The organism is Streptomyces bugieae (assembly GCF_036352915.1).
Lineage (GTDB): Bacteria > Actinomycetota > Actinomycetes > Streptomycetales > Streptomycetaceae > Streptomyces > Streptomyces endophytica.
Genome location: NZ_JAZBJP010000008.1, coordinates 134,717 through 160,172, shown reverse-complemented (window position 1 = coordinate 160,172; position 25,456 = coordinate 134,717). Strand labels below are relative to the sequence as shown.

Genomic DNA, 25,456 nt, shown 5'->3' with positions numbered 1-25,456 from the left:
CCTGGCCCGGGCCGGCACCGGCCGCCGGCGGTCAGGCCCCGCCGGTGTGCACCTGGAACGCCGCCCGGCGCACGGCCTTGGCGAGGGCCGGGTCGGGGTGGGCCGCGGCCAGCGCGACCAGCACCTGGACGGTGCGGGGGTGGCCGACGGCGCGTACCTCTTCGAGGAGGCGGGGCACCGAGCCCTGGACCGCCGAGTCGAGGTGGCGCACGAGCAGCTGGGTCTCGCCGTGGTCGGCGACCGCCGCCGCGGTGTCCACCCACAGCCAGGTCGACTCCTCGCGGGTGAGCACGTCCGGCGCGGTCTCCGGGTCGCCGCCCTCGTGCTCGACGAGCCACAGCAGGGCGTACGGACGCAGCACGGGCTCCTCGGCGGCGGAGCGTACGGCCTGCTCGGCGGGGGCGCCGACGGCCCGCAGCGCCTCGAAGGCCAGGCCGCGCAGCAGCGCGTCCTCACCGCGGGCCACGGTCAGCAGTTCCTCGACGGCCGCGCCGACGGAGCGGGCGGCGAGCCAGGCGCGGTACTCGGCGCGGGCCGGTCCCGGGGTCAGCCGGGCGCAGCCGCGCAGCATCGCCTCCGCGGACTGCTCGATGTTGCCGGCCGGGCTCTGCGCGGCCACGCAGATCTGCTCCAGCTTGACCCACACCGACCAGTTGCCCAGCGGGGTGAGCTGCGCCTCGGCCGCGTCGTCCGCGCTGTGGCAGGCACCGTCCCCGGCCCCGCGCGAAGGCACCAGCGCGCCGACGGTCAGCAGGGCCTCCAGCGCCCAACCCAGGAGTTCGGCCAGCGACGCCCCCGCGGAGTCGTCGGCCGGGTCGGGCGCCGGGTGCGGGGCACCGGGCGCGTGCGCGGCGTCCGGGGCGTCCTGGCCGTAGGGGACCTCGCAGCGTTCCGTGCGGAGTTCGGTGACCCGCTGTTCGAGCATGTCCAGCAGGACCGGCAGGCGTACCGGCCCGGCGGACAGGTGCAGCAGGGAGAGCAGTTGCGGCAGTGCCTCGACGACCTCGGCGACGATCGCGGGGGCGGCGCCGGCCGGGGCGGGGCGGGCCAGCGACCAGGCGTCGAAGAGGGCGACCCAGCCGCGCAGCACGGCGGTGTCGTCGCGGTCCCAGGCGCGCAGCCGCCAGCCCGGGCGGACCAGGCCGTCGTGCAGCTCGATGAGTCCGGCGAGCCGGGCCAGGTCCCAGTCGGTGCGCACCTGCCGCGGCGTCAGGGCGAGCGCGTCCGCGGCGCGTTCCACCGCCGCCGCCGGCAGCGCGCCGTCCGGGCCGGCCCGCAGACCGCCGCCGGTGCCGCCGGCCGCGCCGGGGCCGTCGGCCCAGCGGGCGAGCCGGGCCGCGCCGGCCAGCACGGCGCGGGCCTGGCGGGCCAGTTCCGCGGGCGGCGGGGTGCCCTCGGGCGGGCGGGGCGCCGGCCGCTTGGCCCGGGTTGTCACCGCCCGGCGGGCGGCCGCAACCGGTTGACGGGGGACGAGTCGGAGCCGGGAGTCGCGCGGAGTACGGGACGTCACAGGAGCAGTCTTGCCGCTGACGGCCCGAAAGCCCAATCGGAACCCGGCTTGCGATCTGGTGGGGCGCCGTCATCGCGCCGACCCATCCCGGATGGGGGGAGTTGTCCTTGCGTATGCCGGGGCGTCACCGCGCCGGCCGGGCCGGGGCCGGGGGCCGCGGCGCGCCCGGCAGCACGCCCGGCGGCACACGACACGGCACCCCGGCCGCCGCGCGGGGCGTCACATGAGGGGGGTGAGGAAGCGGCGCAGCGCCTCCTCGTAGCCGACCGGGTCGGCGTTCCACATCGCGGCGTGCGGGGCGTGCGGGACGGCGTGCAGGGTGACCAGGTCGGGGCGGCGGGCGGCGAAGGCGCGGGAGGCCGCCCAGGGGGCGATCCGGTCGTCGGGGCCGTGGAAGATCAGCGTGGGCGCGTTGAGCGCGGCCGGGTCCGCGGCGTCGGCGGGGCGGTGGACGGGCATCCCGGTGACGCCCTCGGCGGCCCGGACGACGAGCGGCAGCAGGGCGCGCGGGACCCCCCGGGCGGCGGCCAGCGCGCGGACGGTGGTGTGCCGGTCCAGGACCGGCGAGTCCAGGATCAGTCCGCTGATCCGGTCGCGCAGCGCGGAGTGGGTGGCGGCGCGCAGCGCCATGGTGGCGCCGACGCCCCAGCCGTGGAGGACGACGTCGCGGGCGCCGTAGCGGACGGCGTAGCGGATCGCCGCGTCCAGGTCGCGCCATTCGCTGTCGCCGAGGTGGTTGATGCCGTCGGAGGTGCGCGGGGCGCCCGGGTCGTTGCGGTAGGCCAGGTCGAGGACGGGCAGCCGGTGGCGGTGCAGGAACGGCATGACCACCATGGGGTGTTCGCGGGTGGTGCCCAGGCCGTGCGCGGTGATGACCCAGGTGTCGCGTACGCCGGGGACGAACCAGGCCGGCAGCGGCCCGAGTTCGCCGGGGACGTCGACGTCGGCGCAGTCGAGGCCGAGGGCGTCGCGGGGGTTGCCGCTGTGCACCTGCGGGGTGAGCCGCATCCGCATACCGGGCCGCAGGGTGCCGTGGGTGACCCGCTCCAGGCGGCGGACGACGGCGTCGGCGGGGTGCGGGGCGCCGTGCACGACGGAGCCGACCTCCGCGTGGCAGCCGGCGCCGGTCAGGCCGTAGGTGCCGGGGCGCAGGGACGCCAGGCTGCGGGTGAGGGCGATCCGCTGGTCGCCGGCGGAGTGCACGGTGAGCCGGGAGTCCCCCGGTAGGGGGTGGTCGGGCGATGGTTTCAGGGCAATGTCGCCGGCGTACCGGCCGACCGCCACGGCGGCCGCCCCGGCACCGGCCACGGTGAGGACGGCCACAGCCGCCGCGGTAACCGGACGCACCCCCTCAGTGTGGGCGGCGGCGCCGGGTGCGGCCACTTGGCGCAGTCGCCGGGGTGACCGCGGGACGGCGGCCGCCCTACTGTGCGGGCCGCCGCCCCGGGTGCGTTCGGGCTCCGGCCGCGGTCAGCCGCGGGCGCCGTTGGGCTGGCCGTAGCCGCCCAGGCGGGTGCCGGCCGCGTCGAGCTGGGCGGGGGACAGCACGGCCGGCGTGCGGCCGGGCACGGAGTGGGCGAGCAGCCAGACCCGGGACATCCACTCCAGCTGGGCGGTGCGGTCCAGGGCCTGGTCGAGGCTGTCGCCGTAGGTGAGGGTGCCGTGGTTCTGCAGCAGGCAGCCGGTGCGGTCGCGGAGCGCCTCCAGCATGTGGCCGGCGAGCTCGTCGCTGCCGTAGAGCGCGTAGGGGGCGACGCGGACGGGGCCGCCGAGTGCCGCGGCCATGTAGTGGACCGGGGGGAGTTCGGGGACGAGGGTGGAGACCGCGGTGGCGTGCGGGGCGTGGGTGTGGACGACGGCGCCGGCGGGGGTGCTGCGGTAGACCGCCAGGTGCATCGGGAGCTCGCTGGTCGGCCGGAGGTGGCCGATGATCTGGCGTCCTTCGAGGTCGACGGCGGTGGTGTCCTGCGGGCCGAGCCGGTCGTAGGGGACGCCGCTGGGGGTGACCAGGATCAGGTCCTTCAGGCGGCACGAGACGTTCCCCGAGGTGCCGACGACCAGGCCGTCGGCGACGGTTCTGCGGGCGGTTTCGACCAGGTCGCTCCAGGCGGCGGCGAGCTGGTCGGGACGGTCCTTCATGGGGTCCTCCGGCGCGGTGCGGCGAGTGCGGATGCAGTGCGCGCCACCGTACGAGCAGGCCGGGGAAGGGTACGCCGGGGGCCCGCCGGAGCGGTATCCCCCATATGGGGATAACTGCGGGACTGGGGCGAATTGGCCGGGGATCGACCGTCTTGGGCGACTGATCCGTTACCTTCGCATTGTCATGCACGTCGCGACCGGCTACGGACCGGCGTAGCCCAGCGAGTTCACCGACGGGTGAGACGAAAGTGACAGCGGGGGCGCCTCCGCGTGAACACTGCGGGGGCGTCATCATCGCGCCCGGCCCAGTTCACCTTCCGTTCACCCGCCCTCCGTACGTTCCGAGCGACACTGACCTTCGAACTGATTGCCTGGGTGAATGGAACACATCACGCTTCTCATCGGGATCGTGATCGTCACGGCCTTGGTGTTCGACTTTACGAACGGCTTCCACGACACGGCCAACGCAATGGCCACCACCATCTCCACCGGGGCATTGCGACCCAAGACCGCGGTGGCGATGTCGGCAGTCCTCAATCTTGTCGGCGCGTTCCTCTCCGTCGAGGTGGCCAAGACCATCTCCGGCGGCATCATCGACGAAGCCTCCGGCATCAGACCGGAGGTGATCTTCGCCGGCCTGGTCGGCGCGATCGTCTGGAACCTGGTCACCTGGCTCGCGGGCCTGCCCTCCAGTTCCTCCCACGCACTCTTCGGCGGCCTCATCGGCGCCACCCTGGTGTCCGTCGGCACCCACGGCGTGCACGGCGAGGCCGTGGTGATGAAGGTCCTGATCCCGGCGGTGGCCGCCCCGTTCGTCGCGGGCCTGGCCTCGATGGCGGCGACCCGGCTCACCTACCGCCTGGCCCGCGGCCGCGACGAGGCCGACACCGCCAAGGGCTACCGCGCCGGGCAGATCGCCTCGGCCGCCCTGGTCTCCCTCGCCCACGGCACCAACGACGCCCAGAAGACGATGGGCGTGATCACCCTCGCGCTGATCACCGGCGGGGTCGTCGCCCCGCACGCCGACCCGCCGCTGTGGGTCATCGCCTCGGCCGGCCTGGCCATCGCGCTCGGCACGTACCTGGGCGGCTGGCGGATCATCCGCACGATGGGCAAGGGCATCACCGACATCCAGCCGCCGCAGGGCTTCGCCGCCCAGACCGGCGCCGCGGCCACCATCCTGGCCTCCTCCCACCTCGGCTTCGCGCTCTCCACCACCCAGGTCTGCTCCGGCTCCGTGATGGGCTCGGGCCTCGGCCGCAAGGGCGGCGTGGTGCGCTGGTCCACGGCCGGCCGGATGGTCGCCGCCTGGGCCCTGACGCTGCCGGCCGCCGGCGCGGTCGCCGCGGGCGCCGCGTTCCTGGCCGGTCAGGGCACCTGGGGCGTGGCCGCGGTGGCGGTCCTCGCGCTGGGCGTCTGCGGTGCGATCTGGGCCGCCTCCCGGCGCAAGCCGATCGACCACACCAATGTCAACGAGGGCCCGGCCGCCGAACCGGTGGGCGTGGTGACCGCCGCGCTGCGCGCCGTCTCCCCTCCCCCGGCCGGCCACCCGGCCCCGGCCGTCGAGACCCCGGCCGTCGACGCCCCGGCCGACGCCCCGGTGCCGGCCCAGGCCGCCGCCACCGACACCCCGACCACCACCGCCCCGCGCGCCCAGGCCGCGACGGTCACCCGCTAGCGGCTCTCACCTAAGGAACCCCATGACCATCGACTGGGCAGCCCTCGGCCAGGTCTTCGGCGTCACCCTCGTGGTGACGGTCGGGCTGGTGGGCCTCTTCACCGTCGGCATCGTCGGCACCTCCCGCAAGCCGGTCCGGGAGGGCGAGGCGGCTGCCGCGACCGCGCCCGGGGCGGGCGCGCGAGCCGGTGCGCTGGCCGCCTTCGCCCTGTGCGCGGCGGCCGTGGCCTACGGCATCTACCTGATCGTCGCCGCCTGACCCCGCCGACGGCGGACAGCGGCACCCGACGACCGGGCCGACGGCGCGAGGCGCCCGGCGGAACACGGCATCAGCCGTCCTCCGCCGGGCGCCTCGCCCGTTGTGCGCCCCGGCCGCTGAGCGCCTCGTCGGCCTCGCGGGCCAGCTCGTCGGCGATGGCCGTACCGCCGCGGCTGCCCAGATACTCCGAGACCCGGATCTGCACGACCTTGCTGAAGGTCTGGTAGTGGGCGCTGCGCGGGCGCGGCTCGGCCGCCAGCAGCGCCGCGTACAGCGTCCTGGTGTACGGCGGCTCCTGGCCCGGCCAGGGCTGCCCGGTGGCGCCGTGCTCGCCCCGTTCGGGCGGCAGCGGGCAGACCGGCGCCTTGCCCGCCGCCCGGTACGCCGAGTCGCGGGTGGCCGCGAAACCCCGTTCCAGCAGACAGCGTTCACTCGCCGGGCCGGTGAGCGCCTCGATCAGCGCGCGGGCCCCCGCCGGCCGCTTGCTGCCGGCGGAGATCGCCAGGTTCTGCCCGCCCAGGACGGAGATCCGCTTGCCGTCGGCGGGCCGGGCCGGCAGCTCGGCGACGTCGAACTGCGTGCCCGGGGTGAGCTTCTCGGCGACCGAGGCGTACTCCACCGGCCAGTTGCGCATGAACAGCGCCCGGCCGTCGGCGAACCAGCGGCGGCTCTCCGTCTCGTCCATGGTCATGGCCGCGTGCGGCATGATCGTGTCCAGCCGGTCCTTGAGGTCCGCGACGCCCAGCTGGAGGGCGCCGACCTGCTCGCCCTTGGTGAAGCTGGTGGCGTCCGGGTCGCCGCCGGTGGCCCAGGCGGACTCCAGGGTGTTGACGGTCAGGCCCTCGTAGGGCCGCAGCTGGGCGACCATGCCGTACATCCGCCGGTCCTCGGGGACCTTGCCGTCCTCGGCCTTGCGGGCGAGAGCGCGGTTGTACGCGCCGGTGACCGTGAGGGCCAGGTCCTTCAACTGCCCCCAGTTGTCGGGCGGTGGGGAGCCGTGGCCGTACTTGGCGAGGATGTCCTTGCGGTAGTAGAGGAGGCCGGCGTCGGTGTTGAAGGGGACGGCCCAGATCTTGTCGTCGTAGTCGACGGTCTTCACCACGCTGTCGAGGAAGTCGCCGTCCAGGCTCGTGCCCCAGGGGCGGATGACGCCCGCCTCGGCGAACTCCGCGGTCCAGGCCACGTCGAGGTTGAGCACGTCGTAGGCGCCGCTGCCGGACTGGCCGGCGGCCAGCAGCTGGCTGCGCTGGCCGTCGGCGGTGTCCGGCAGCTCGACGATCCGCACCGAACGGCCGGTGCGCTTCTCGAAGGCCCGGATGAGGGCCTGGCGGACGCCGGTGCTGCTGAGGTCGCTGCCGGTGGCCAGGACGATCGGGCCCTTCTCGGGGCCGGGCCCGGGGCCGGAGGTGCAGCCGGAGACCGCCGCGGTCAGCGTCAGGGCCAGCGCGGCGGCCTGCCAGGTGGCGCGGGGGTTCCTCACCGGTCCTCCTTGCCCGCGGTGCCGATGGACGCGATCAGGCCGGCCAGCAGATCGGGCGCCTGCGGGCCGCCGGGCACGCACTGCCCCCGGGACGCGCCGGCCAGCCCCTGGAGGGCGAAGGTGTCGCAGCCGGCCTTGTCCAGCACCAGCGTCAGCACCGGCACCGCGGGCTTCTCCTTCAGCAGCGCGGTCAGCCGCTGCTCGACGCCCGCCGCGCGCCGCAGCCTGCCGTCGTCCTCGTCCATGATCAGCACGATGGCCTGGTTGCTGCCGGACGACTTCTTCATCTCCCGTACGGCGGCGGTCAGCGCCTCCTCCATCGCGGCGCCGTGGTCGACGAGGTCGCCCTTGGCGATCTTGTCCAGGGCGGCCTTGCCGGGCGCCGGGTCGACCGTGCCCAGGGGGACGGCCCGGCGCACCGCGTCCGGATCGCCGGGGTGGGCCCGGTCGGGGAAGGTCCACAGGCCGTAGGTGTGGCGGTCGCCGACCATCTCCAGGGCGCGGGACGCGGCGCCGAGGGCGACCGGGAGCTTGCCGCCGTCGGCCATCGAGGTGGAGGTGTCCATGAGGAGCAGCAGCCGGCTGGGCTTCTGCGCCTTGTCGTAGCCGTCGAGCACCCGGGCGACCTGGTCGGTGCCGGCCGTGAACGGGATGACCGGGGCGTCGAGGTCGGCGTTGGCGCGGCTGCTGCGCAGCGGGGAGCCCGGCGCGGGCGCGGGGTCCGTGCCGTCCTTGCCGGGGACCGGGCGGTAGCCCTGCGCGGTGAGCACCGGCCGGCCGCCGTCCGGGGCGCGCAGCCAGTCGGCGAAGTGGTCGACCGCGGCCTGCCGTGCGGTGGCGTCCGTGGTGCCGCGCCAGTCGACGCGGATCAGCGGGTGGTCGAGCGCCGGGACGTTCCTGGGGTAGTACGCGACGTAGCGGTCGCCCGGGGCGAGCGGGCCGTTCAGGGCGGGGCAACTGCCGATCGCCCGGCCGAGGTTGTAGTCGGCCAGGGACTTCTCGGAGACCAGTGGCGCCGAGCGGTCGCCCCGGCCGGCGCCGGCGGCGGCCCGGCCGGTGGCGGCGGTGTCGGCGCCGGTGGCCGGGCGCAGTGAGCACAGCAGCTCGGTGCTGTCCGCGTACTGGCTGCCCGGGGCGGAGAGCCGCTGCTCGGCGCCCTCGGCGAGGGCCGGGTCCGGAGCGCCGGAGGAGCCGATGTGCGAGCCGTCGTTGGCGAGGTAGAGGCCGATGGTGTGCAGCAGGCCGGTGCCGGACAGCACCGGGCTGGGGCGCAGCAGTTTGAGGTCCTGGTGGCCGCTGTCGGTGCCGGTGAGCAGGTCCTGCCAGGAGGCGCCCACCGTCTCGACGTCGTCCAGCCGCTTGCCCGCGGGGATGCCGACGACCAGCGGGCTGTAGGCGACCGGGCCGGTGTTGTGCAGGGTCGCCGGGGAACCCGTGGCGGGCATGCCGCGGCGGGCCTCCTCGTAGTCGGCGGTGGACTCGGGGATCCACAGGTCGGGTTGCGGGCCGGGCCGGTAGAGCGGATCGGTGCCCTTGCCGTCCTGCGCTCCCCCACCGGTGCCCCGGGCCTCGCCCTGCCAGCGGACGGCGGCGGCGAAGCCCTGGTCGATCTGGTCCTTGGCGGCCGAGTAGACGGTGATCTGGGCGCGCCGGCAGCCCGCCGGGAGGTCGCCCTCGCCCTGCAGCGGGCGGGTGTTGGCCTCGGACATCTCGTAGTCGAACGCGGCCTGGCGCAGGGTCGGTTCGGCCTCCGGCGCGGTGAGCAGCCGCAGTTCGAGGGCGGGCGGGCAGTCCGCCGGCGGCAGCACCAGTTGCCGTACCACGAGCCCGGCGGCGATCAGCACCAGGGCGGTGACGAGTGCGAGCAGCAGCTTCAGGCGGGGCCGGACGTGCTGGTTGAACCGGCGGCGTAAGCGGACCCGCGGCGGGGTCGGCAGCCGCGCCTCGGGGGTGGCGAAGGACAGCACGACGTCGTCGACGGTGTTCTGCTTCGCCGACCGGGGTTCCCACACGTCGTCCATCGGCGTCCGCTCCCCGGCGAGCCGGACCCGCAGCTCCCGTACGAGGTCCTCGAAGGTGACGAACCGGCGGCCGGGGATGCCGTTTTGGAGGATCTGCACCAGGGCGCGGGTGAAGACGGTGCCGCCGGCCGGTTCCTCGCCGCTGAAGATCCGGCGGTTGGGCTGGGCGGCCATCAGCAGCGACATGGGCTTGCGGTGGGAGTGGAAGGCGCCGCCGGCGTTGCCCGCGTAGCAGCACTCCAGGACGATCACGATGCGTTCGGCGCGGGCGCTGTCGAGGCAGGAGAGCACCACGTCGTGCCAGGAGACGGTGGTGTGGCTCTGCCGGGGCACCGAGGCGCCGACCATCAGCCGCAGGTCGCCGCCGTCGCTGCCGACCCAGCCGTGGCCGGAGAAGTACACCAGCAGCAGTCCGCGGGCCTCGTCGGCGGCGGTCTTGAGCGCCTGGCTCAGCTCCCACGGCTCGGCCGGCCGGCAGAGGGTGACCTCGTCGGCGGTGAACAGGTCGGTGGCGGTCAGGGCGCGGGACAGCTCGGCGGGGTTGTCCTCCACCGCGGGCAGGCCGCTCAGCGTGGCGTAGTCGTGGACACCGATCAGCAGCGCCCGGTTGATCTTTCCCCGCGCGTCGTATTCGGACATCCGGCTCAGTCCTCGCCGGTGCTGCCGCTCTCGTGCGCCGGGTTGCCGGGATCGGGGTGTCCGGGGCCGCCGTCGCCGATGACCTCGACGGCGGGTCGCTCACCGGCGGCGCGCTCCTCCTTGCGGCGCCGCAGCCATTCCCGCAGGGCGATGCTCATCCCCTTGGTGACCTCGGCGGCGATCGCGCCGACGATGACCAGGATCAGGTCGTCCACGCCCACGGCCATGTCGGCGGGGGCCGGTTCGTCCCCGGCGTCCGTGGTGCGGGTGGGCTGCGGCCGGTGTTCCCAGGTGTGGTCCCGGCGGCTCAGCCAGGGTTCGCGCTCCAGCCAGGCCCGGAGGTCGTCGAGATCCTGCTGCGGATTGTCCGTCCCGGTGACCCTGAGGCGGATCTCCTGACGGTCCTCGTGATGGTCGGCGTGCTCCGGCATCCCCCAGCCCCCTTCCGGCGGCCCCTTCGCCGCCGTGCACCAGATAGTGACGTGGGATCAGGGACCGGGGCAACCGTCTGTGACGCCACCACCACCCTGTGGCGTGCGCCACAAGGCCTGCCGCGGGGCAGCGTCGCAGGTCAAGGGCGAGTTGACGGGCCTTCGCGGACCGTGGTGGACTGCCGGGGCCAATCGGCGACAGATGAGGAAGTCCGGTGAGAATCCGGCGCGGTCCCGCCACTGTCACCGGGGAGCGTTCCTCCGACGAGGGCCACGGTCCGTACGGACGTACGGGCGGGAAGGCCGGGGGTCACGCCGATCCGGGAGCCAGGAGACTCTGGTCGCCGTCACGTCGAGCCAGGGCGAGGACCCTGAGTGAGGACATACCGCCATGCCCGGCCGCCCGTCCCGATCCCCACTGCCCGCTGCCGCAGGGCCCCTTCGAGGACTGACGGCGGCCTGATCCGATGCGCGGCGAACACGCGGGATATGCGTGCGGCGCGGCCCTCGGCTTCCTCGGCGACCTGATCGCGGCGGACCCGCGGCGCGGCCATCCGGTGGCCGCGTTCGGCCGGGCCGCCGCCGCCGTCGAGCGCCGGCTGTGGCGCGACCACCGGGGTCACGGCGCGGCGCACGCCGTGCTGTGCGCGGGCGGTGCGGCGGCCGGCGCGGCGCTGCTGGAGCGGGCCGTACGGCACCGCCGCGGCGCCCGGGTGGCGCTGACCGCGGCCACCGTCTGGGCGGTGCTGGGCGGCACCTCGCTGGGCCGGGAGGCGCGGGCCGTCGGCGGCGCGCTGGAGGCCGGCGATCTGGACGTGGCGCGGGAGCGGCTGCCGCATCTGTGCGGCCGCGATCCCCAGGCACTGGACGGGCCGCAGATGGCCCGCGCGGTGGTGGAGTCGGTGGCCGAGAACACCTCGGACGCGGTGGTGGGCGCCCTGGTGTGGGGCGCGTTCGGCGGGGTGCCCGGTCTGGTGGCGTTCCGGGCGGTGAACACCCTGGACGCGATGGTGGGTCACAAGTCCCCGCGCTACCGGCGGTTCGGCTGGGCCGCGGCCCGGCTCGACGACGTCGCCGGCTGGCCCGGCTCCCGGCTGACCGCCGCGCTGACCGTGCTCGCGGGCCCCGACCGGCGCGGTGCGCTCGCGGCCTGGCGGGCGGACGGCGGGGCGCATCCGAGCCCCAACGCGGGTCCGGTGGAGGCGTCGTTCGCGGGCGCGCTGGGCGTGCGGCTGGGCGGCACGCTGGCGTACGGCGGGCGGGTGGAGCACCGTCCGGTGCTGAACGGCGCGGCGCGGCCGCCCGCGGTGGCGGACATCGAGCGAGCGGTGCGGCTGTCGCGGCGGGTGAGCGCGCTGGCGCTGGTGGCGACGGTGGCGGGACGGCTGGCGGTGGGCGCGGTGCGGCACGGGGTCGCGGGCGGCAGGGGCACGAGCGGGAGGAAGCGCCGGTGAACGGGCAATGCGGGGCGGCCGGGGGGCTCGGCGGCGGGCTGCTGGTGGCCGGTACGACGTCCGACGCGGGCAAGAGCGTGGTGACGGCGGGGATCTGCCGCTGGCTGGTCCGGCAGGGCGTGAAGGTGGCGCCCTTCAAGGCGCAGAACATGTCGCTCAATTCGTTCGTCACCCGCGAGGGCGCGGAGATCGGCCGGGCGCAGGCGATGCAGGCCGCCGCGGCCCGGGTCGAACCGACCGCGCTGATGAACCCCGTGCTGCTCAAGCCGGGCGGCGACCGCAGCAGCCAGGTGGTGCTGCTGGGCAAGCCGGTGGGTGAGCTGAGCGCGCGCGGCTACCACGCGGGGCGGCAGGAGCAGTTGCTGGGGACGGTCACCGACTGCCTCACCGAGCTGCGGCGCACGCACGACGCGGTCATCTGTGAGGGCGCGGGCAGCCCCGCCGAGATCAATCTGCGGCGCACCGACATCGTGAACATGGGCATCGCCCGGGCCGCCCGGATACCGGTCGTGGTGGTCGGCGACATCGACCGCGGCGGCGTCTTCGCGTCGTTCTTCGGCACCACGGCGCTGCTGTCGAAGGAGGACCAGGCGCTGGTCGCGGGGTACCTCGTCAACAAGTTCCGGGGCGATGTGACGCTGCTGGAGCCGGGCCTGGACATGCTGGCGCGGCTGACCGGGCGCCCGACGCTGGGCGTGCTGCCGTACGCGCACGGCCTCGGCATCGACGAGGAGGACGGGCTGCGGGTCTCGCTGCGCGGCGCGGTGCGGGAGAGCGTGGTGGCCCCGCCGCACGGCGCGGACGTGCTGCGGGTGGCGGTCTGCGCCGTCCCGCTGATGTCCAACTTCACCGACGTGGACGCGCTGGCCGCCGAACCGGGCGTGGTGGTGCGGTTCGTGGACCGGCCGGAGGAACTGGCCGACGCGGACCTGGTGGTGCTGCCGGGCACCCGCGGCACGGTCCGCGCCCTCGGGTGGCTGCGCGAGCGCGGGCTGGCGGACGCGGTCGCCCGGCGGGCCGCCGAGGGCCGGCCGGTGCTGGGCATCTGCGGCGGCTTCCAGATGCTCGGCGAGCACATCGACGACGAGGTCGAGTCGAAGGCGGGCGCGGTCGAGGGCCTCGGACTGCTGCCCGTACGGGTCCGCTTCGCGGCGGAGAAGACACTGGCCCGGCCGGTGGGCGAGGCGCTCGGCGAGCCGGTGGAGGGCTACGAGATCCACCACGGCGTCGCCGAAGTGACGGGCGGAGACGAGGCGTTCATGTCCGACGGCGAAGGAAACAGTCTGGACGGGTGCCGGGTGGGTTCCGTGTGGGGCACGCACTGGCACGGTTCGCTGGAGAGCGACGCCTTCCGCCGGGCCTTCCTGCGGCGGGTGGCCGCGGACGCCGGGCGGGCCTTCGTCCCGGCCCCGGACACCCGCTTCGGCGCGCTGCGCGAGGAGCAGCTGGACCGGCTGGGCGATCTGATCGAGGAGCACGCGGACACCCAGGCGCTGCTGCGGCTGATCGAGAAGGGGGTGCCGGAGGGGCTGCCGTTCGTGCCTCCGGGGGCGCCATGAGGGGTACGCAAGGGACGGGATCCGGGCCGGCCGGCGACGTGGAGGACGACACAGCATGACGAGCGCGCACAACACCACCCCGCAGTACCCCTTCACCGCGGTCGTCGGGATGGACGACCTGCGGCTGGCGCTGCTGCTGAACGCGGTGAGCCCGGCGGTCGGCGGGGTGCTGGTCCGGGGCGAGAAGGGCACCGCGAAGTCCACCGCGGTGCGCGCCCTGTCGGCGCTGATGCCGTCCGTCGACGTGGTGGCCGGCTGCCGCTTCGGCTGCGACCCCGCCGCGCCCGACCCCGGCTGCCCCGACGGGCCGCACGGCTCCGGTGCCGCCGAGAGCCGTCCGACGCGGATGGTGGAGCTCCCGGTCGGCGCCTCCGAGGACCGCCTGGTGGGCGCCCTGGACATCGAGCGGGCCCTGTCGGAGGGCGTGAAGGCCTTCGAGCCGGGCCTGCTGGCGGACGCGCACCGCGGCATCCTGTACGTGGACGAGGTGAACCTCCTCCACGACCACCTGGTCGACCTCCTGCTGGACGCCGCCGCGATGGGCGCCTCCTACGTGGAGCGCGAGGGCGTCTCCGTCCGGCACGCCTCCCGTTTCCTGCTCGTCGGGACCATGAACCCCGAAGAGGGCGAGCTGCGGCCGCAGTTGCTGGACCGGTTCGGGCTGACGGTCGAGGTCGCGGCCTCCCGGGAGCCGGAGAAGCGGGTGGCGGTGGTCCGGCGGCGGCTCGCGTACGACGCCGATCCGGCCGGGTTCGCGGCGCGCTGGGCGGCCGAGGAGGCGGCGCTGCGGCAACGCATCGCCGCGGCACGGGAGTTGCTGCCGGAGGTGGTGCTGAGCGACGCGGCGCTGCGGCAGATCGCCGCGACCTGTGCCGCGTTCGAGGTGGACGGGATGCGCGCGGACATCGTGATGGCGCGGACCGCCACCGCGCTGGCCGCGTGGGCGGGGCGGACGGAGGTCCGGGAGGAGGACGTGCGGCAGGCGGCGCTGCTGGCCCTGCCGCACCGCCGGCGCCGCAACCCGTTCGACGCCCCGGGCCTCGACGAGGACAAGCTCGACCGGACGCTGGAGGAGTTCGCCGGACAGGACGACCCGGCGGACGGCGGGGACGATCCGGAGCCGGACGGTCCGGACGGGGGTCCCGACGGGGGCGGCCCGGGCGGCGGGCTGCCGCCGCAGGAGGACGGCCCCCAGGAAGGCGGCCCCCAGCAGGGCGGTCCCCAGGAGTCGCCGGCACCGCCGGGGTCCGAACTGCCGCATCAGCGTGAGCAGGAGACCCCGCAGGCGCCCGAGCCCGCGCCGTCCGGGGACGAGGCCGGGGCCCGGCCGCAGGCGCCGGGCGGGGCGGCCGCGGAGCAGCCGGCGGTGGCGGCCGACGAGCCGTTCAAGGCCCGGCGGCTGGACGTGCCGGGGCTGGGCGAGGGCGCCGACGGGCGCCGCTCCCGGGCCCGTACCGCACACGGCCGGACGACCGGTGCCCGCCGCCCCCAGGGCACTCTGGGCAAGCTGCACCTGGCGGCCACCGTGCAGGCCGCGGCGCCGCACCAGAAGGCGCGCGGACGGCACGGCACCGGTCTGCTGGTGCGCCGGGACGATCTGCGCGAGGCGGTGCGCGAGGGGCGGGAGGGCAATCTGGTCCTGTTCGTCGTGGACGCCTCCGGCTCGATGGCGGCGCGCAAGCGGATGAGCGCGGTCAAGGGCGCGGTGCTCTCACTGCTGCTCGACGCCTACCAGCGGCGCGACAAGATCGGCATGATCACGTTCCGGGGCGCCGGGGCGGAGGTCGCGCTGCCCCCGACGTCGTCGGTCGAGGCCGGTGCGGCGCGGCTCGCGTCGCTGCCCACCGGCGGCCGCACCCCGCTGTCCGAGGGGCTGCTCGCGGCGCACGACGTGCTGCGGGTGGAGCGGATGCGGGACCCCGCGCGCCGCCCGCTGCTGGTCGTCGTCACCGACGGGCGGGCCACCGGCGGCCCCGAGCCGCGGGTGCGGGCCTCCCGGGCGGCGCGGCTGCTGGCCGCCGACGGCACCGCCTCGGTCGTCGTGGACTGCGAGGCCGGGCCGGTACGGCTGGGCCTGGCCGGCGAGCTGGCCCGGGACCTCGGGGGCACCGCCGTCACCCTCGACGCACTGCGCGCGGACAGCGTCTCCGCGCTGGTACGGACCGTTCAGGGCACAAGGACCGTTCACGGCAACAGGAAGGCCGCGTAATGCCGCAGGGACAACCGTCCGTCGTACCGAACGACGGGCTCACCACCCGCCAGCGCCGCAACCGGCCGCTGGTGCTGGTCCACACGGGTCTGGGCAAGGGCAAGTCGACCGCCGCCTTCGGGCTGGCGATGCGGGCCTGGAACCAGGGCTGGCCGGTCGGGGTGTTCCAGTTCGTGAAGTCGGCGAAGTGGAAGGTCGGCGAGGAGCGGGCGCTGCGGGTGCTCGGGGACTCCGGTGAGGGCGGCACGGTCGCCTGGCACAAGATGGGCGAGGGCTGGTCGTGGGTGCAGCGCGACTCGCAGTTCAGCAACGAGGAGGCGGCCCGCGAGGGCTGGGAGCAGGTCAAGCGGGACCTCGCCGCGGAGACCTACCGGCTGTACGTCCTCGACGAGTTCGCCTACCCGCTGCACTGGGGCTGGGTGGACACCGACGAGGTGGTCTCGGTGCTGCGCGACCGGCCCGGCACCCAGCACGTGGTGATCACCGGCCGGAACGCCCCGCAGGCGCTGTGCGACGTGGCCGACCTGGTCACCGACATGACGAAGGTCAAGCACCCGATGGACGCGGGCCAGAAGGGCCAGCGGGGCATCGAGTGGTGAGCGAGGTGGGCGCAGCATGAGCGGCGGGGGCAGGATTCCCCGGCTGGTGATCGCCGCACCGTCGTCCGGCGCGGGGAAGACCACCGTGGCCACGGGCCTGATGGCGGCGTTCGCCGAGGCGGGGCTCGCGGTCTCGCCGCACAAGGTGGGCCCGGACTACATCGATCCGGGCTACCACGCTCTGGCGACCGGCCGCCCGGGCCGCAACCTGGACGCGTACCTGTGCGGCCCGGACCGGATCGCGCCGCTGTTCCTGCACGGCGCGGCGGGCGCGGACCTGGCGGTCGTCGAGGGCGTGATGGGGCTGTTCGACGGGGCGTCCGGCATGGGCGAGCTGTCGTCGACGGCTCAGGTGGCGAAGCTGCTGCGGGCGCCGGTGGTGCTGGTGGTGGACGCCTCCTCGCAGTCCCGGTCGGTGGCCGCGCTGGTGCACGGCTTCGCGTCGTGGGACCCGGAGGTGCGGCTGGCCGGGGTGATCCTCAACAAGGTCGGTTCGGACCGGCACGAGGCGCTGCTGCGGGAGGCGATGGAGTCCTCCGGCGTGCCGGTGCTGGGCGCGCTGCGGCGGGACCGCCGGGCCGGTACGCCGTCCCGGCACCTGGGGCTGGTGCCGGTCGCCGAACGCCGGGCCGAGGCCCTGGAATCGGTGCGGGAGCTGGCCGCGCGGGTCCGCGAGGGCTGCGACCTCCAGGCGCTGCTGGCGCTGGCGCGGACGGTTCCGGAGCTGCCGGACGCGCCCTGGGACCCGGCGGCGGAGGTGCGGGCGGACGCGTCCGGGGACCGGCCGGTGATCGCCGTCGCGGGCGGCGCCGCGTTCACGTTCTCGTACGCCGAGCACGCCGAGCTGCTGACCGCGGCGGGCGCCGAGGTGGTGCCGTTCGATCCGCTGCGGGACGAGCAACTGCCGGCCGGTACGCGGGGGTTGGTGATCGGTGGCGGATTCCCGGAGGTGTACGCGCCGGACCTGTCGGCGAACGCGCCGCTGCGCGCCGCGGTGACCCGCCTGGCCGCCTCCGGTGCGCCGGTGTCGGCCGAGTGCGCCGGGCTGCTGTACCTGTCCCGGGCGATCGACGGGAAGCCGATGTGCGGGGTGCTGCCCGCCGAGGCCCGGATGACCGAACGGCTCACGCTGGGCTACCGGGAGGCGGTGGCGCTGGCGGACAACGCGCTGGCCGCGGCCGGGACCCGGGTGCGCGGCCACGAGTTCCACCGCACGGTCCTGGAGCCGGGTGCGGGCGACGGGCCGGCCTGGGGGCTGACGCATCCGGAGCGGCGGGTGGAGGGCTTCGTGACCGGCGGGGTGCACGCCTCGTACCTGCATGTGCACTGGGCGGCCGAACCGTCGCTGGCGGCGCGGCTGGTGGCGGGCGCGGCGCGGCAGGTGCCGGTGGCCGCACCATGACCGCCGGGTCCGGTGCGGACGGGCCGCCGGCCGTCCTCGACCACCTCGTCCTCGCCACCCCCGATCTGTCGGCGACCGTCGCCGAGGTGGCCGCGCTGACCGGCGTACGGCCGGTGCCGGGCGGCAGCCATCCGGGCCGCGGGACCCGCAACCACCTGCTGGGGCTGGGCGGCGGGGCGTACCTGGAGATCATCGGGCCCGATCCGGAGCAGCCCGCGCCGGACCGGCCGCGGTGGTTCGGCATCGACGCGCTGACCGGGCCGCGGCTGGTCACCTGGGCGGTCCGGGTCACCGGGATCGCGGACCGGGTGGCCGCGGCGCGGGCGCGCGGCCACGACCCGGGCGCGGCGGTGGCGATGTCCCGGCGGACGCCGGACGGCGGCCGGCTCGCCTGGCAGCTGACACCGCCCGGGACGGGCGACGGGTCGGCGCCGTTCCTGCTGGACTGGGGCGCCACCCCGCATCCGTCCGCCGGTCTCCCGGTGCTGCCGCTGGTGGCGCTGCGGGCGGTGCATCCCGATCCGGCGGCGGCGCGGGCCGCGTGGGCGGCGCTCGGCGTCCGGTGGCCGGGGGAACTCACCGCCGGTCCGGACGTGCGGCTGACCGCGGTCGTCGAAGGGCGGTACGGCCGGGTGGCGTTCGGGCGGGGAGCCGTCGCGGTATGAGGCCACGGACGGCCGGTGCACGGGGCGGGCCGGCGGCCCTGGTGGTGGGTGTGGGGGCGCGCCGCGGGGTGCCGGCGTCCGAGGTCCTGGAGCTGATCGGGGCGGCGCGCGCGGCGGCGGGCTGTGCCGGGCGCCCGGTGCTGGCGCTGGCGACGGTGGCGGCGAAGGCGGACGAGCCCGGACTGACTCGGGCGGCGCGGCGGCTGGGGGTGCCGTTGTGGTCGTTCCCGGCGGCGGCGCTGGCGGCCGTGCCGGTGCCGGATCCCTCCGCGGTGGTGGCGGCCGCCGCCGGGACGCCGGGCGTCGCCGAGGCGGCCGCGCTGCTGGCCGCCGGGCCGGGTGCCGAACTGGTCGCCGGCAAGCGGAAGTCGCCGGCGGGCCGGGCGACCTGCGCGCTCGCCCTGGCGGCAGTAACACCCCACGGTGCGCTTACCGCTGGTAGGGAGGGAGCGGCCGCCGCCCCCTCACCCGGTGCCGATATCGTCATGACCTCCCCCGACCCACCCCACCGTGGCACCGAGCGGCGGCGGCCGGTCATCGACGACAAGGCGCCCGACGGCGAAGACACCGGTAGCAAGGAGACCCCGTGACCACCCCTCCCGCACTGCTCATCGCCGGTCACGGCGCCCGTGACGACGGCGCGGCCGAGGCCCTGCGCGCGCTGGTGCGCGCGGTCGGCGAGCGTCACCCCGAGGTCCCGGTCGCCGGCGGGTTCTTCGGCGCCCCGGGTTCGCCGATGCCGCTGGCCGGCGCCGTGGACGGGCTGGCCGGGCGGGGGGTGACCGAACTCGTCGCGGTGCCGCTGCTGCTGGCGCCGACCGGCACGGGCACCGAGACCCTGCCCGCGGCGCTGGCGCGCGCGGCCGCCGGGCATCCGGACCTGCGCCCGGTCTGCGCCGCCGAACCCGGCCCGGACCCGCGGCTGCTGGACGTGCTGGAGCGGCGGCTGGAGGAGGCGCTGGGCGCCGGCTCCCGTACGCCGCAGGACCGGGCCCGGACCACCGTGCTGCTGGTGGGCCGCGGGGCGAGCGATCCGCACGCCAACGCCGAGGTGGCGCGGGCCGCGCGGCTGCTGTGGGAGGGGCGCGGATTCGCGGGCGTGGAGACCGCGTTCGTCGGGCAGACCGCGCCGGACGTGCCGGCCGGGCTGGACCGCTGCCGGGCGCTGGCCGGGCCGGTCCCGGGCGCGGCCGGCCCGGCCCGGGTCGTGGTCCTGCCCTACGCCTTCTTCGCCGACGGGCAGGTGGAGCGGCTGTGGATGCAGACCGAGGGCTGGGCCGCGGCGCATCCGGACATCGAGGTGTTCGGCGCCCAGGTGCTCGGCACCGGGCCCGAGGTGGCCGAGGTGGTCGTGGACCGCTACCGCGCGGCGGTGGCCGGCGACCGGGCGGCGGACGACGGGGCCCCGTACGGCCCGGCGCGGGTGGCGGCGGGCGCCGGGGAGCGGTGAACGTGCCGGCGCCCACCGATGCGGTCCGGCTGCGCGGCTCCGGCCCCGCCGCGCCCGCCGCCGCCCCGTCCGGCCCCTCCCCCGCCCCGGCGGACGAGCCCGATCTGCGGCACCACGGTGATGCCGAAGTGCGGGGCGACGGCGGCGGGTTGACGGATCTGGCGGTCAACGTACGGGCCGGCACTCCCCCGGCCTGGCTCAAGGCGCACCTCGCCGCCTCGCTGGACTCGTTGGCCGCCTATCCGGACGGGCGGGCGGCGCGCCGGGCGGTGGCCGTGCGGCACGGGCTGCCCGTGGAGCGGGTGCTGCTGACGTCCGGGGCCGCGGAGGCGTTCGTGCTGCTGGCGCGGACCGTGCGGGCCCGCCGCCCGGTGGTGGTGCACCCGCAGTTCACCGAACCGGAGGCGGCGCTGCGGGACGCCGGACACGACGTGGAGCGGGTGGTCCTCTCCGAACGGGACGGGTTCCGGCTGGATCCGGACGCGGTGCCCGAGGACGCCGATCTGGTCGTGGTCGGCAACCCCACCAATCCCACGTCGGTGCTGCACCCGGCGGCCGCGCTGGCCCGCCTGGCGCGGCCCGGGCGGACGCTGGTGGTGGACGAGGCGTTCATGGACGCGGTGCCCGGTGAGCGGGAGTCGCTGGCCGGGCGCACGGACCTGCCGGGGCTGGTGGTGCTGCGCTCGCTGACCAAGACGTGGGGGCTGGCGGGGCTGCGGATCGGCTACGTCCTGGCCGGCCCCGGGACCGTGGCGGACCTGGAGCGGGCCCAGCCGCTGTGGCCGGTGTCGAGTCCGGCGCTGGCCGCCGCGGAGGCGTGCAGTGCGCCGGCGGCGCTGGCGGAGGCGGCCGCGGCGGCCGAGGAGATCGCCCGGGACCGGGCCCATCTGCTGGTCCGGCTGGGCGAGTTCGGGGAGATCCGGGTGGCCGGGCCGGCGGCGGGTCCGTTCGTCCTGCTGCGGCTGCCGGGGGCGGCCGGGGTGCGGGAGGGCCTGCGGGCGCGCGGTTTCGCGGTGCGCCGCGGGGACACCTTCCCGGGCCTGGGGCCGGACTGGCTGCGGCTCGCGGTGCGGGACCGGGCCACCACCGACCGGTTCGTGACGGCGCTGGCCGGGGTCCTGCGCTGACCGGCCGGTGCGGGCCCGCCGGGTCCCGTCGCACCACGCTTCAGTTCCGACGGGCCCCGGCGGGGGTGGGGTGTGCCGTACGGGCCGCCTCCGGTCCGTACGGCACACCCCGGGCCGTACCCCGCGGCCGACGCCCCCACAGCACCGGCACGGGGTACGGGGCCGTCAGCCGCCCTGCGGGGCGGCGGCGCGGCGGCGGCGGGTGAGGACCAGGGCCCCGGCGCCGGCCGCGACCAGCAGCGCGGCACCGCCGGCGAGGTACGGGGTGGCCGAACTGCCGCCGGTCTCGGCGAGGTCGGGGCCGGTCTCCCCGGCACCGGCCTGGCTGACCTGGGTGCCGCCGCCGGCCGGCCGGTGACCTCCGCCGCCGCCCGTGCCGCCGCCGTTGGTACCGCCGTTGGTACCGCCGCCGCTCGTGCCGCCGGAACCGCCGTGTCCGGGCGGGGTGGTGGCGTCCGGGGCGGTGCAGCCGGCGCGGACGAGGGTGACCCGGCCGTGCACCTCGGCGACGTTGAGCTTCAGCGGGTTGACCGAGACGTTCAGCTGGAGCGCGGTGGCCGCGGCGGTCTTCCCGGCGACGCTCTTGCGTGAGAGGTCCAGCCGTACGTCGCCCACGCCCGGCACCTTGACGTCCGTCGTGCCGCCCGCGGTGAGCGTGACCTGCTTGCCCAGGACGCGGACGGTGCCGAGGACGTTGGCCTCGGCCCGGGGCCGGTGGCCCGCCTCGCACACCGCCTTGGCGGTGACCTGCTGGACCTCGATCAGGGACAGCAGCGGCAGACCGGGCAGATGCACCTTGGCGTGCAGCAGGTTGGCGTACCCCTCGGCCTTCCGGCGGTCGGTGGTGGCGCGAGCGGTGGCGGCGTCGGCGCGCAGCACGGTGAACGGGCGGCCCCGGTCGATGCCGTCGAGCCGCACGGTGAGCGCGGTCTTGCCGGCCGAGGCGGGCGCGTGCACCTCGTTCAGCACGGCGTTCAGCGGGACGTCGACCGTCTTGTCGAGCAGGCCGACGTTCAGGCCGGTGCGCAGCACGACCGCGTCGGCCTTGCCCCGGGCCGGGCCGTGCCCTCCGGTGGCGTGCGCCGGCGCGGCGCCGAGCAGCACGGCGGGACCGGCCGTGAGCGCGGTGGCGACGACGGCCGCGGCCAGGCGCCGGGGCGTACCGGAGGAGTGGGCGGGACTGGTGGACACGTGTGTGGAACCCCCACGAGAGAAATGGAGCCGCCGGCCGCGCCAATGGGGGACATCACGCGGGCCGGCGACATCGACCCGCACATCGTGTCGGCACCGAGGGTGAACGGGCAGCCACGTGAGGTCAGTTCATCCCAAAGGGTGGTTTCCGCCCGTGGGTTCGATTCCCGCGACATCCCGCACCTCCCTCGCCACAACCGCCCCACCCCCCGGGTGATCCCGGTTGACCGGCCCGCGCCCGGCCGTGCCCGGATCGTGGCCGCGTCCAGGATCCGGAACTCGTTGTCCTGTACACGAAGACCCCGGATAGGGTGCCGCCGTGTCGATCGAGCAGAACAGCCAGCACCCGGACGCACAGCGGGAACAACCGGCCGCGGCGCCTCCGGGCGAGCTGCCCGCCTCCGACCGGGCCGCCCGCCGAGCGGTCACCGTCTTCCCGCTGCTGGTGGTCGCCGCGGGGGCGGTCGGACTGCTGTGGCCGGCGCACTTCACCGGCTGGGCGCCCGCGGTGCCGTGGCTGCTCGGCGTGGTGATGTTCACGATGGGGCTGACGCTGACCCCGCCGGACTTCACGGCGGTCGCCCGGCGGCCCTGGGCGGTGGGGCTGGGCCTGGTCGCCCACTACGTGATCATGCCGGGGCTCGGCTGGCTGATCGCGACCGTGCTGGACCTGCCGCCGCAGCTCGCGGCCGGGGTGATCCTCGTCGGCTGCGCGCCCAGCGGGACCGCGTCCAACGTCGTGACGTTCCTGGCCCGCGGCGACGTCGCGCTGTCCGTGTCGGTGGCGACGGTCTCGACGGTGCTCGCGCCGCTGATCACGCCGGCGCTGACGCTGCTGCTCGCCGGGCAGTTCCTGGCCGTGGACGCCGGGGGCATGGTGACCGACATCCTGAAGACGGTGCTGCTGCCGGTCGTGGCCGGTCTGCTGGTCCGGCTGCTCGCGGGCCGGTTCGTGGACCGTCTGCTGCGGGCGCTGCCCTGGCTGTCCGCGGCGACCGTCGCGGTGATCGTCCTGGTCGTGGTCTCCGGCAGCGCCCCGGCGATCAAGGCGGCGGCGGTGCCGGTGCTGCTGGCCGTGGTGCTTCACAACGGCCTCGGGCTGGCGCTCGGGCACGCCGCGGGCCGCCTGGCCCGGCTGGGCGGGCCGGCGAGCCGGGCGATGGCCTTCGAGGTCGGCATGCAGAACTCCGGACTGGCCGCCTCGCTGGCCACCGCCCACTTCAGCCCGGCCGCGGCGCTGCCCGCGGCGGTCTTCTCGGTGTGGCACAACGTCTCGGGCGCGGGGGTGGCGGCCTGGATGGCCCGCCGGAGGTAGCTCCCGGCCCGAGGAGGTGCCTCAGCCCACGATCTGCCCGCGCAGCACCACCCGGCGCGGCGCCGCCAGCACCCGGACGTCCTCGCGCGGATCGCTCTCGTAGACGACCAGGTCCGCCGGCGCGCCCTCGGTGAGGCCCGGGCGGCCGAGCCACTCGCGGGCGCCCCAGGTGGTGGCCGAGAGCGCGGCGCGGGCCGGCAGCCCGGCCCGGGTCAGCTCGACGACCTCGTCGGCGACCAGGCCGTGCGCCAGCGAGCCGCCCGCGTCGGTGCCGGCGAAGACGGGCACCCCGGCGTCGTGGGCCGCCCGGACGGTGTCGTAGCGGCGGTCGTGCAGCCGGCGCATGTGGTCCGCCCAGCGCGGGAACTTCCCGGCGCCGGCGTCCGCCAGGCGCGGGAAGGTGGCGATGTTGACGAGGGTGGGGACGATGGCGACCCCGCGCTCGGCGAACAGCGGGATGGTCTCCTCGGTGAGCCCGGTGGCGTGCTCGATGCAGTCGATGCCGGCCTCGACGAGCGGGGCGAGGGTCTCCTCGGCGAAGCAGTGCGCGGTCACCCGGGCGCCCAGGCGGTGCGCCTCCGCGATGGCCGCCTCGACCGCGCCCTTGGGCCAGCAGGCCCCCAGGTCCCCGGTGGAGCGGTCGATCCAGTCGCCGACGAGCTTGACCCAGCCGTCGCCGCGGCGGGCCTCCTGGGCGACGTAGGCGACCAGGTCCTCGGGCTCGATCTCATGGGCGTAGTTGCGGATGTACCGCTTGGTGCGGGCGATGTGCCGGCCGGCCCGGATGATCTTCGGCAGGTCCGCGCGGTCGTCGACCCAGCGGGTGTCGGAGGGCGATCCGGCGTCCCGGATCAGCAGGGTGCCGGCGTCACGGTCGGTGAGCGCCTGCTTCTCGCTGGTGGGGGCGTCCACCGGGCCGTGCGCGTCCAGCCCCACGTGGCAGTGCGCGTCGACCAGGCCGGGCAGCGCCCAGCCCTGCACGCTGATGGCATCGCGTGCCAGGGTCGGCCGGTCGTAGGTCACCCGCCCGCCGACCACCCACAGCTCGTCGCGCACGTCGTCCGGTCCGACGAGGACCCTCCCCTTGAGGTGCAGCACCGCACCTTCACTCATGGACGTCATACCGGCACTCTAGGCGGCGCCGGCGCCCTCGCCGGAGACGGCGGTCACAGCGCCGGACGGGCGGCCGGGGACAGGGGCCGACGGGCCGGTGACCGCGATGCGGACGGCCCCTCCGGGACGCTCGCCGGCACGGCGCCGACGCTGTGTGGGCGTTTATTGCCGCAATGTTTCCGAAAAAGCCCCGCGCGCGTTCTTGCCGCATGTTCTTGCGGTGCTTCTCATGGATGTGCCGCACAGCTTTTCCGGGGCCTTGCGCCAGGGGCTCCGGTGGCGAATTCCCAATTTCTTCGAGTACAGCTTCCCGTCTTCTTCTGCCCGCTTTCCCGCAGCTCAAACGCCAAGATTCCGCTAGCGTCGAAGCCCGTAATTCGGACGGATCTCGTGGGCGTTACGGACCTGTGACCGACTCCACAGCCCGTCCGTTTCGCCCCGTACTTCCCGGTCAAATGGGGGCAACCCGCCTCGACGTCGCGCGCCCGGGCGCCCCCGCGCGATAACACATCAGACGGCCCGACGTAACCCCTGCCCGCGATGCAATTTCCTTTTTCCCTGGGTAAATTTAATTTCCATGACCGCCGCACAAGCAGACCATGCAGGTGCCCGTAGCGATATCGGAGAATTTCCGGAGGGCTTCAAGCTCGACACTCCCCGCGTGGAGGACGGAGCCGCGATCTGGCGCATCGCCCGCGACTCCAAGGCGCTGGACCTGAACTCCTCGTACAGCTACCTCCTGTGGTGTCGGGACTTCGCCGCCACCTCCGTCGTCGCGCGCGACGCGGAGGGCGAGCCGGCCGCCTTCCTGACCGGCTACATCCGTCCCGAACGCCCCGAGACCCTCGTCGTCTGGCAGGTCGCCGTCGACGCGGCGCACCGGGGCCGGGGGCTGGCGGCCGCCCTCCTGGACGGGGTGACCACCCGTGCCCGGGAAGAGCTGGGCATCCGTTTCGTCGAAACCACCATCACCCCCGACAACGCCGCCTCCAACCGGCTGTTCGCGTCCTTCGGCGAGCGGCACTCCGTGCCGGTCGAGCGCGAGGTGCTCTTCGACGCCGGGCTGTTCCCCGAGCAGGGCCACGAGCCGGAGGTGCTGCACCTCATCGGCCCGTTCGCGCCCCCGGCCCGGCCCGCGCCCTAGCCCCCAGGGCCGCGCGGCAGCGCCGCCGCGACGGCCGTGCGGCACCGGCACCCCCTCGAACCGCCGGCGCC

The 25,456-nt window shown here is 75.9% G+C and carries 21 protein-coding genes and 1 riboswitch; of the genes, 13 read left to right on the top strand and 8 right to left on the bottom strand.

Translation table 11 applies throughout. The features are described 5' to 3' along the window. Nucleotides 1-31: 31 nt before the first annotated feature. From V2J85_RS17105 to V2J85_RS17095, 3 genes are all read right to left on the bottom strand, one after another. Nucleotides 32-1,510 carry a hypothetical protein gene (locus V2J85_RS17105; RefSeq protein ID WP_261952197.1) on the bottom strand — a complete coding sequence of 493 codons (1,479 nt, stop codon included), beginning with the start codon at nt 1,508-1,510 and terminating at the stop codon, nt 32-34. A gap of 219 nt (nt 1,511-1,729) precedes the next feature. Then, complete coding sequence (locus tag V2J85_RS17100; RefSeq protein ID WP_261952196.1) at nt 1,730-2,857, bottom strand: alpha/beta hydrolase; 1,128 nt, start codon at nt 2,855-2,857, stop codon at nt 1,730-1,732. Between the two features lie 123 nt (nt 2,858-2,980). Beyond that, nucleotides 2,981-3,649 (bottom strand): class II aldolase/adducin family protein, encoded by a 669-nt coding sequence (locus tag V2J85_RS17095; protein ID WP_261952195.1) that lies wholly within the window; start codon nt 3,647-3,649, stop codon nt 2,981-2,983. A 379-nt stretch (nt 3,650-4,028) separates the two neighbouring features. Between V2J85_RS17095 and V2J85_RS17090 the strand changes: the two genes are divergently transcribed. Beyond that, on the top strand, nt 4,029-5,327 hold the full coding sequence (locus V2J85_RS17090) for an inorganic phosphate transporter (RefSeq protein WP_261952194.1): 1,299 nt from the start codon (nt 4,029-4,031) through the stop codon (nt 5,325-5,327). A gap of 22 nt (nt 5,328-5,349) precedes the next feature. Next, complete coding sequence (locus V2J85_RS17085; RefSeq protein WP_261952193.1) at nt 5,350-5,586, top strand: hypothetical protein; 237 nt, start codon at nt 5,350-5,352, stop codon at nt 5,584-5,586. Between the two features lie 70 nt (nt 5,587-5,656). On the opposite strand, the gene V2J85_RS17080 is transcribed toward V2J85_RS17085, so the two are convergent. Genes V2J85_RS17080 through V2J85_RS17070 form a run of 3 tightly spaced genes read right to left on the bottom strand, consistent with a single transcriptional unit; the run spans nt 5,657 to nt 10,157 of the window. Next, nucleotides 5,657-7,066, bottom strand: a complete 1,410-nt coding sequence (locus V2J85_RS17080; protein ID WP_261952192.1) for an extracellular solute-binding protein — start codon at nt 7,064-7,066, stop codon at nt 5,657-5,659. Then, entirely contained in the window at nt 7,063-9,726 is a 2,664-nt protein-coding gene (locus V2J85_RS17075; RefSeq protein WP_330822077.1) for a caspase family protein, read from the bottom strand. The genes V2J85_RS17080 and V2J85_RS17075 overlap by 4 nt, the downstream gene beginning before the upstream one ends. 5 nt (nt 9,727-9,731) lie before the next feature. Next, a complete protein-coding gene (locus tag V2J85_RS17070; protein ID WP_261952190.1) occupies nt 9,732-10,157 on the bottom strand; it encodes a hypothetical protein in 426 nt (141 codons plus the stop codon). A gap of 204 nt (nt 10,158-10,361) precedes the next feature. Then, nucleotides 10,362-10,495, top strand: a riboswitch (cobalamin riboswitch). 129 nt (nt 10,496-10,624) lie between these two features. Between V2J85_RS17070 and V2J85_RS17065 the strand changes: the two genes are divergently transcribed. From V2J85_RS17065 to cobC, 9 genes are read left to right on the top strand one after another with little or no spacing between them, the layout of a single operon-like run. Next, nucleotides 10,625-11,611 carry a cobalamin biosynthesis protein gene (locus V2J85_RS17065; RefSeq protein WP_261952189.1) on the top strand — a complete coding sequence of 329 codons (987 nt, stop codon included), beginning with the start codon at nt 10,625-10,627 and terminating at the stop codon, nt 11,609-11,611. Then, the gene (locus V2J85_RS17060) at nt 11,608-13,170 is read left to right on the top strand and encodes a cobyric acid synthase (protein ID WP_261952188.1); all 1,563 of its coding nucleotides are present in this window, start codon (nt 11,608-11,610) and stop codon (nt 13,168-13,170) included. Before V2J85_RS17065 ends, V2J85_RS17060 begins: the two co-directional genes overlap by 4 nt. A 55-nt stretch (nt 13,171-13,225) precedes the next feature. Beyond that, nucleotides 13,226-15,379 carry a putative cobaltochelatase gene (locus tag V2J85_RS17055; protein WP_330822075.1) on the top strand — a complete coding sequence of 718 codons (2,154 nt, stop codon included), beginning with the start codon at nt 13,226-13,228 and terminating at the stop codon, nt 15,377-15,379. Further along, entirely contained in the window at nt 15,379-15,978 is a 600-nt protein-coding gene (gene cobO, locus V2J85_RS17050; RefSeq protein ID WP_261952186.1) for a cob(I)yrinic acid a,c-diamide adenosyltransferase, read from the top strand. Before V2J85_RS17055 ends, cobO begins: the two co-directional genes overlap by 1 nt. Nucleotides 15,979-15,994: 16 nt before the next feature. Continuing rightward, complete coding sequence (locus tag V2J85_RS17045) at nt 15,995-17,380, top strand: cobyrinic acid a,c-diamide synthase CobB (protein WP_261952185.1); 1,386 nt, start codon at nt 15,995-15,997, stop codon at nt 17,378-17,380. After that, nucleotides 17,377-18,045 (top strand): VOC family protein, encoded by a 669-nt coding sequence (locus V2J85_RS17040; protein WP_330822074.1) that lies wholly within the window; start codon nt 17,377-17,379, stop codon nt 18,043-18,045. Before V2J85_RS17045 ends, V2J85_RS17040 begins: the two co-directional genes overlap by 4 nt. Continuing rightward, complete coding sequence (locus V2J85_RS17035; protein WP_330822073.1) at nt 18,042-18,635, top strand: cobalamin biosynthesis protein; 594 nt, start codon at nt 18,042-18,044, stop codon at nt 18,633-18,635. Before V2J85_RS17040 ends, V2J85_RS17035 begins: the two co-directional genes overlap by 4 nt. Further along, on the top strand, nt 18,632-19,495 hold the full coding sequence (locus V2J85_RS17030; RefSeq protein WP_261952182.1) for a sirohydrochlorin chelatase: 864 nt from the start codon (nt 18,632-18,634) through the stop codon (nt 19,493-19,495). The genes V2J85_RS17035 and V2J85_RS17030 overlap by 4 nt, the downstream gene beginning before the upstream one ends. Before the next feature lie 29 nt (nt 19,496-19,524). Continuing rightward, nucleotides 19,525-20,622, top strand: coding sequence for an Rv2231c family histidinol phosphate aminotransferase CobC (cobC, locus tag V2J85_RS17025; protein ID WP_410011331.1), 1,098 nt, complete (start codon nt 19,525-19,527; stop codon nt 20,620-20,622). A gap of 165 nt (nt 20,623-20,787) precedes the next feature. On the opposite strand, the gene V2J85_RS17020 is transcribed toward cobC, so the two are convergent. Then, the gene (locus V2J85_RS17020; protein ID WP_330822072.1) at nt 20,788-21,813 is read right to left on the bottom strand and encodes an SCO1860 family LAETG-anchored protein; all 1,026 of its coding nucleotides are present in this window, start codon (nt 21,811-21,813) and stop codon (nt 20,788-20,790) included. Between the two features lie 319 nt (nt 21,814-22,132). On the opposite strand from V2J85_RS17020, the gene V2J85_RS17015 reads away from it, so the two are divergent. Further along, nucleotides 22,133-23,128 (top strand): bile acid:sodium symporter family protein, encoded by a 996-nt coding sequence (locus V2J85_RS17015; protein ID WP_419836794.1) that lies wholly within the window; start codon nt 22,133-22,135, stop codon nt 23,126-23,128. Nucleotides 23,129-23,149: 21 nt separating this feature from the next. On the opposite strand, the gene V2J85_RS17010 is transcribed toward V2J85_RS17015, so the two are convergent. After that, nucleotides 23,150-24,241: an amidohydrolase family protein gene (locus V2J85_RS17010; protein ID WP_261957179.1), complete on the bottom strand. Its 1,092-nt coding sequence runs from the start codon at nt 24,239-24,241 to the stop codon at nt 23,150-23,152. Between the two features lie 577 nt (nt 24,242-24,818). On the opposite strand from V2J85_RS17010, the gene ectA reads away from it, so the two are divergent. Further along, nucleotides 24,819-25,385: a diaminobutyrate acetyltransferase gene (gene ectA, locus V2J85_RS17005; protein ID WP_261952180.1), complete on the top strand. Its 567-nt coding sequence runs from the start codon at nt 24,819-24,821 to the stop codon at nt 25,383-25,385. Nucleotides 25,386-25,456 lie beyond the last annotated feature (71 nt).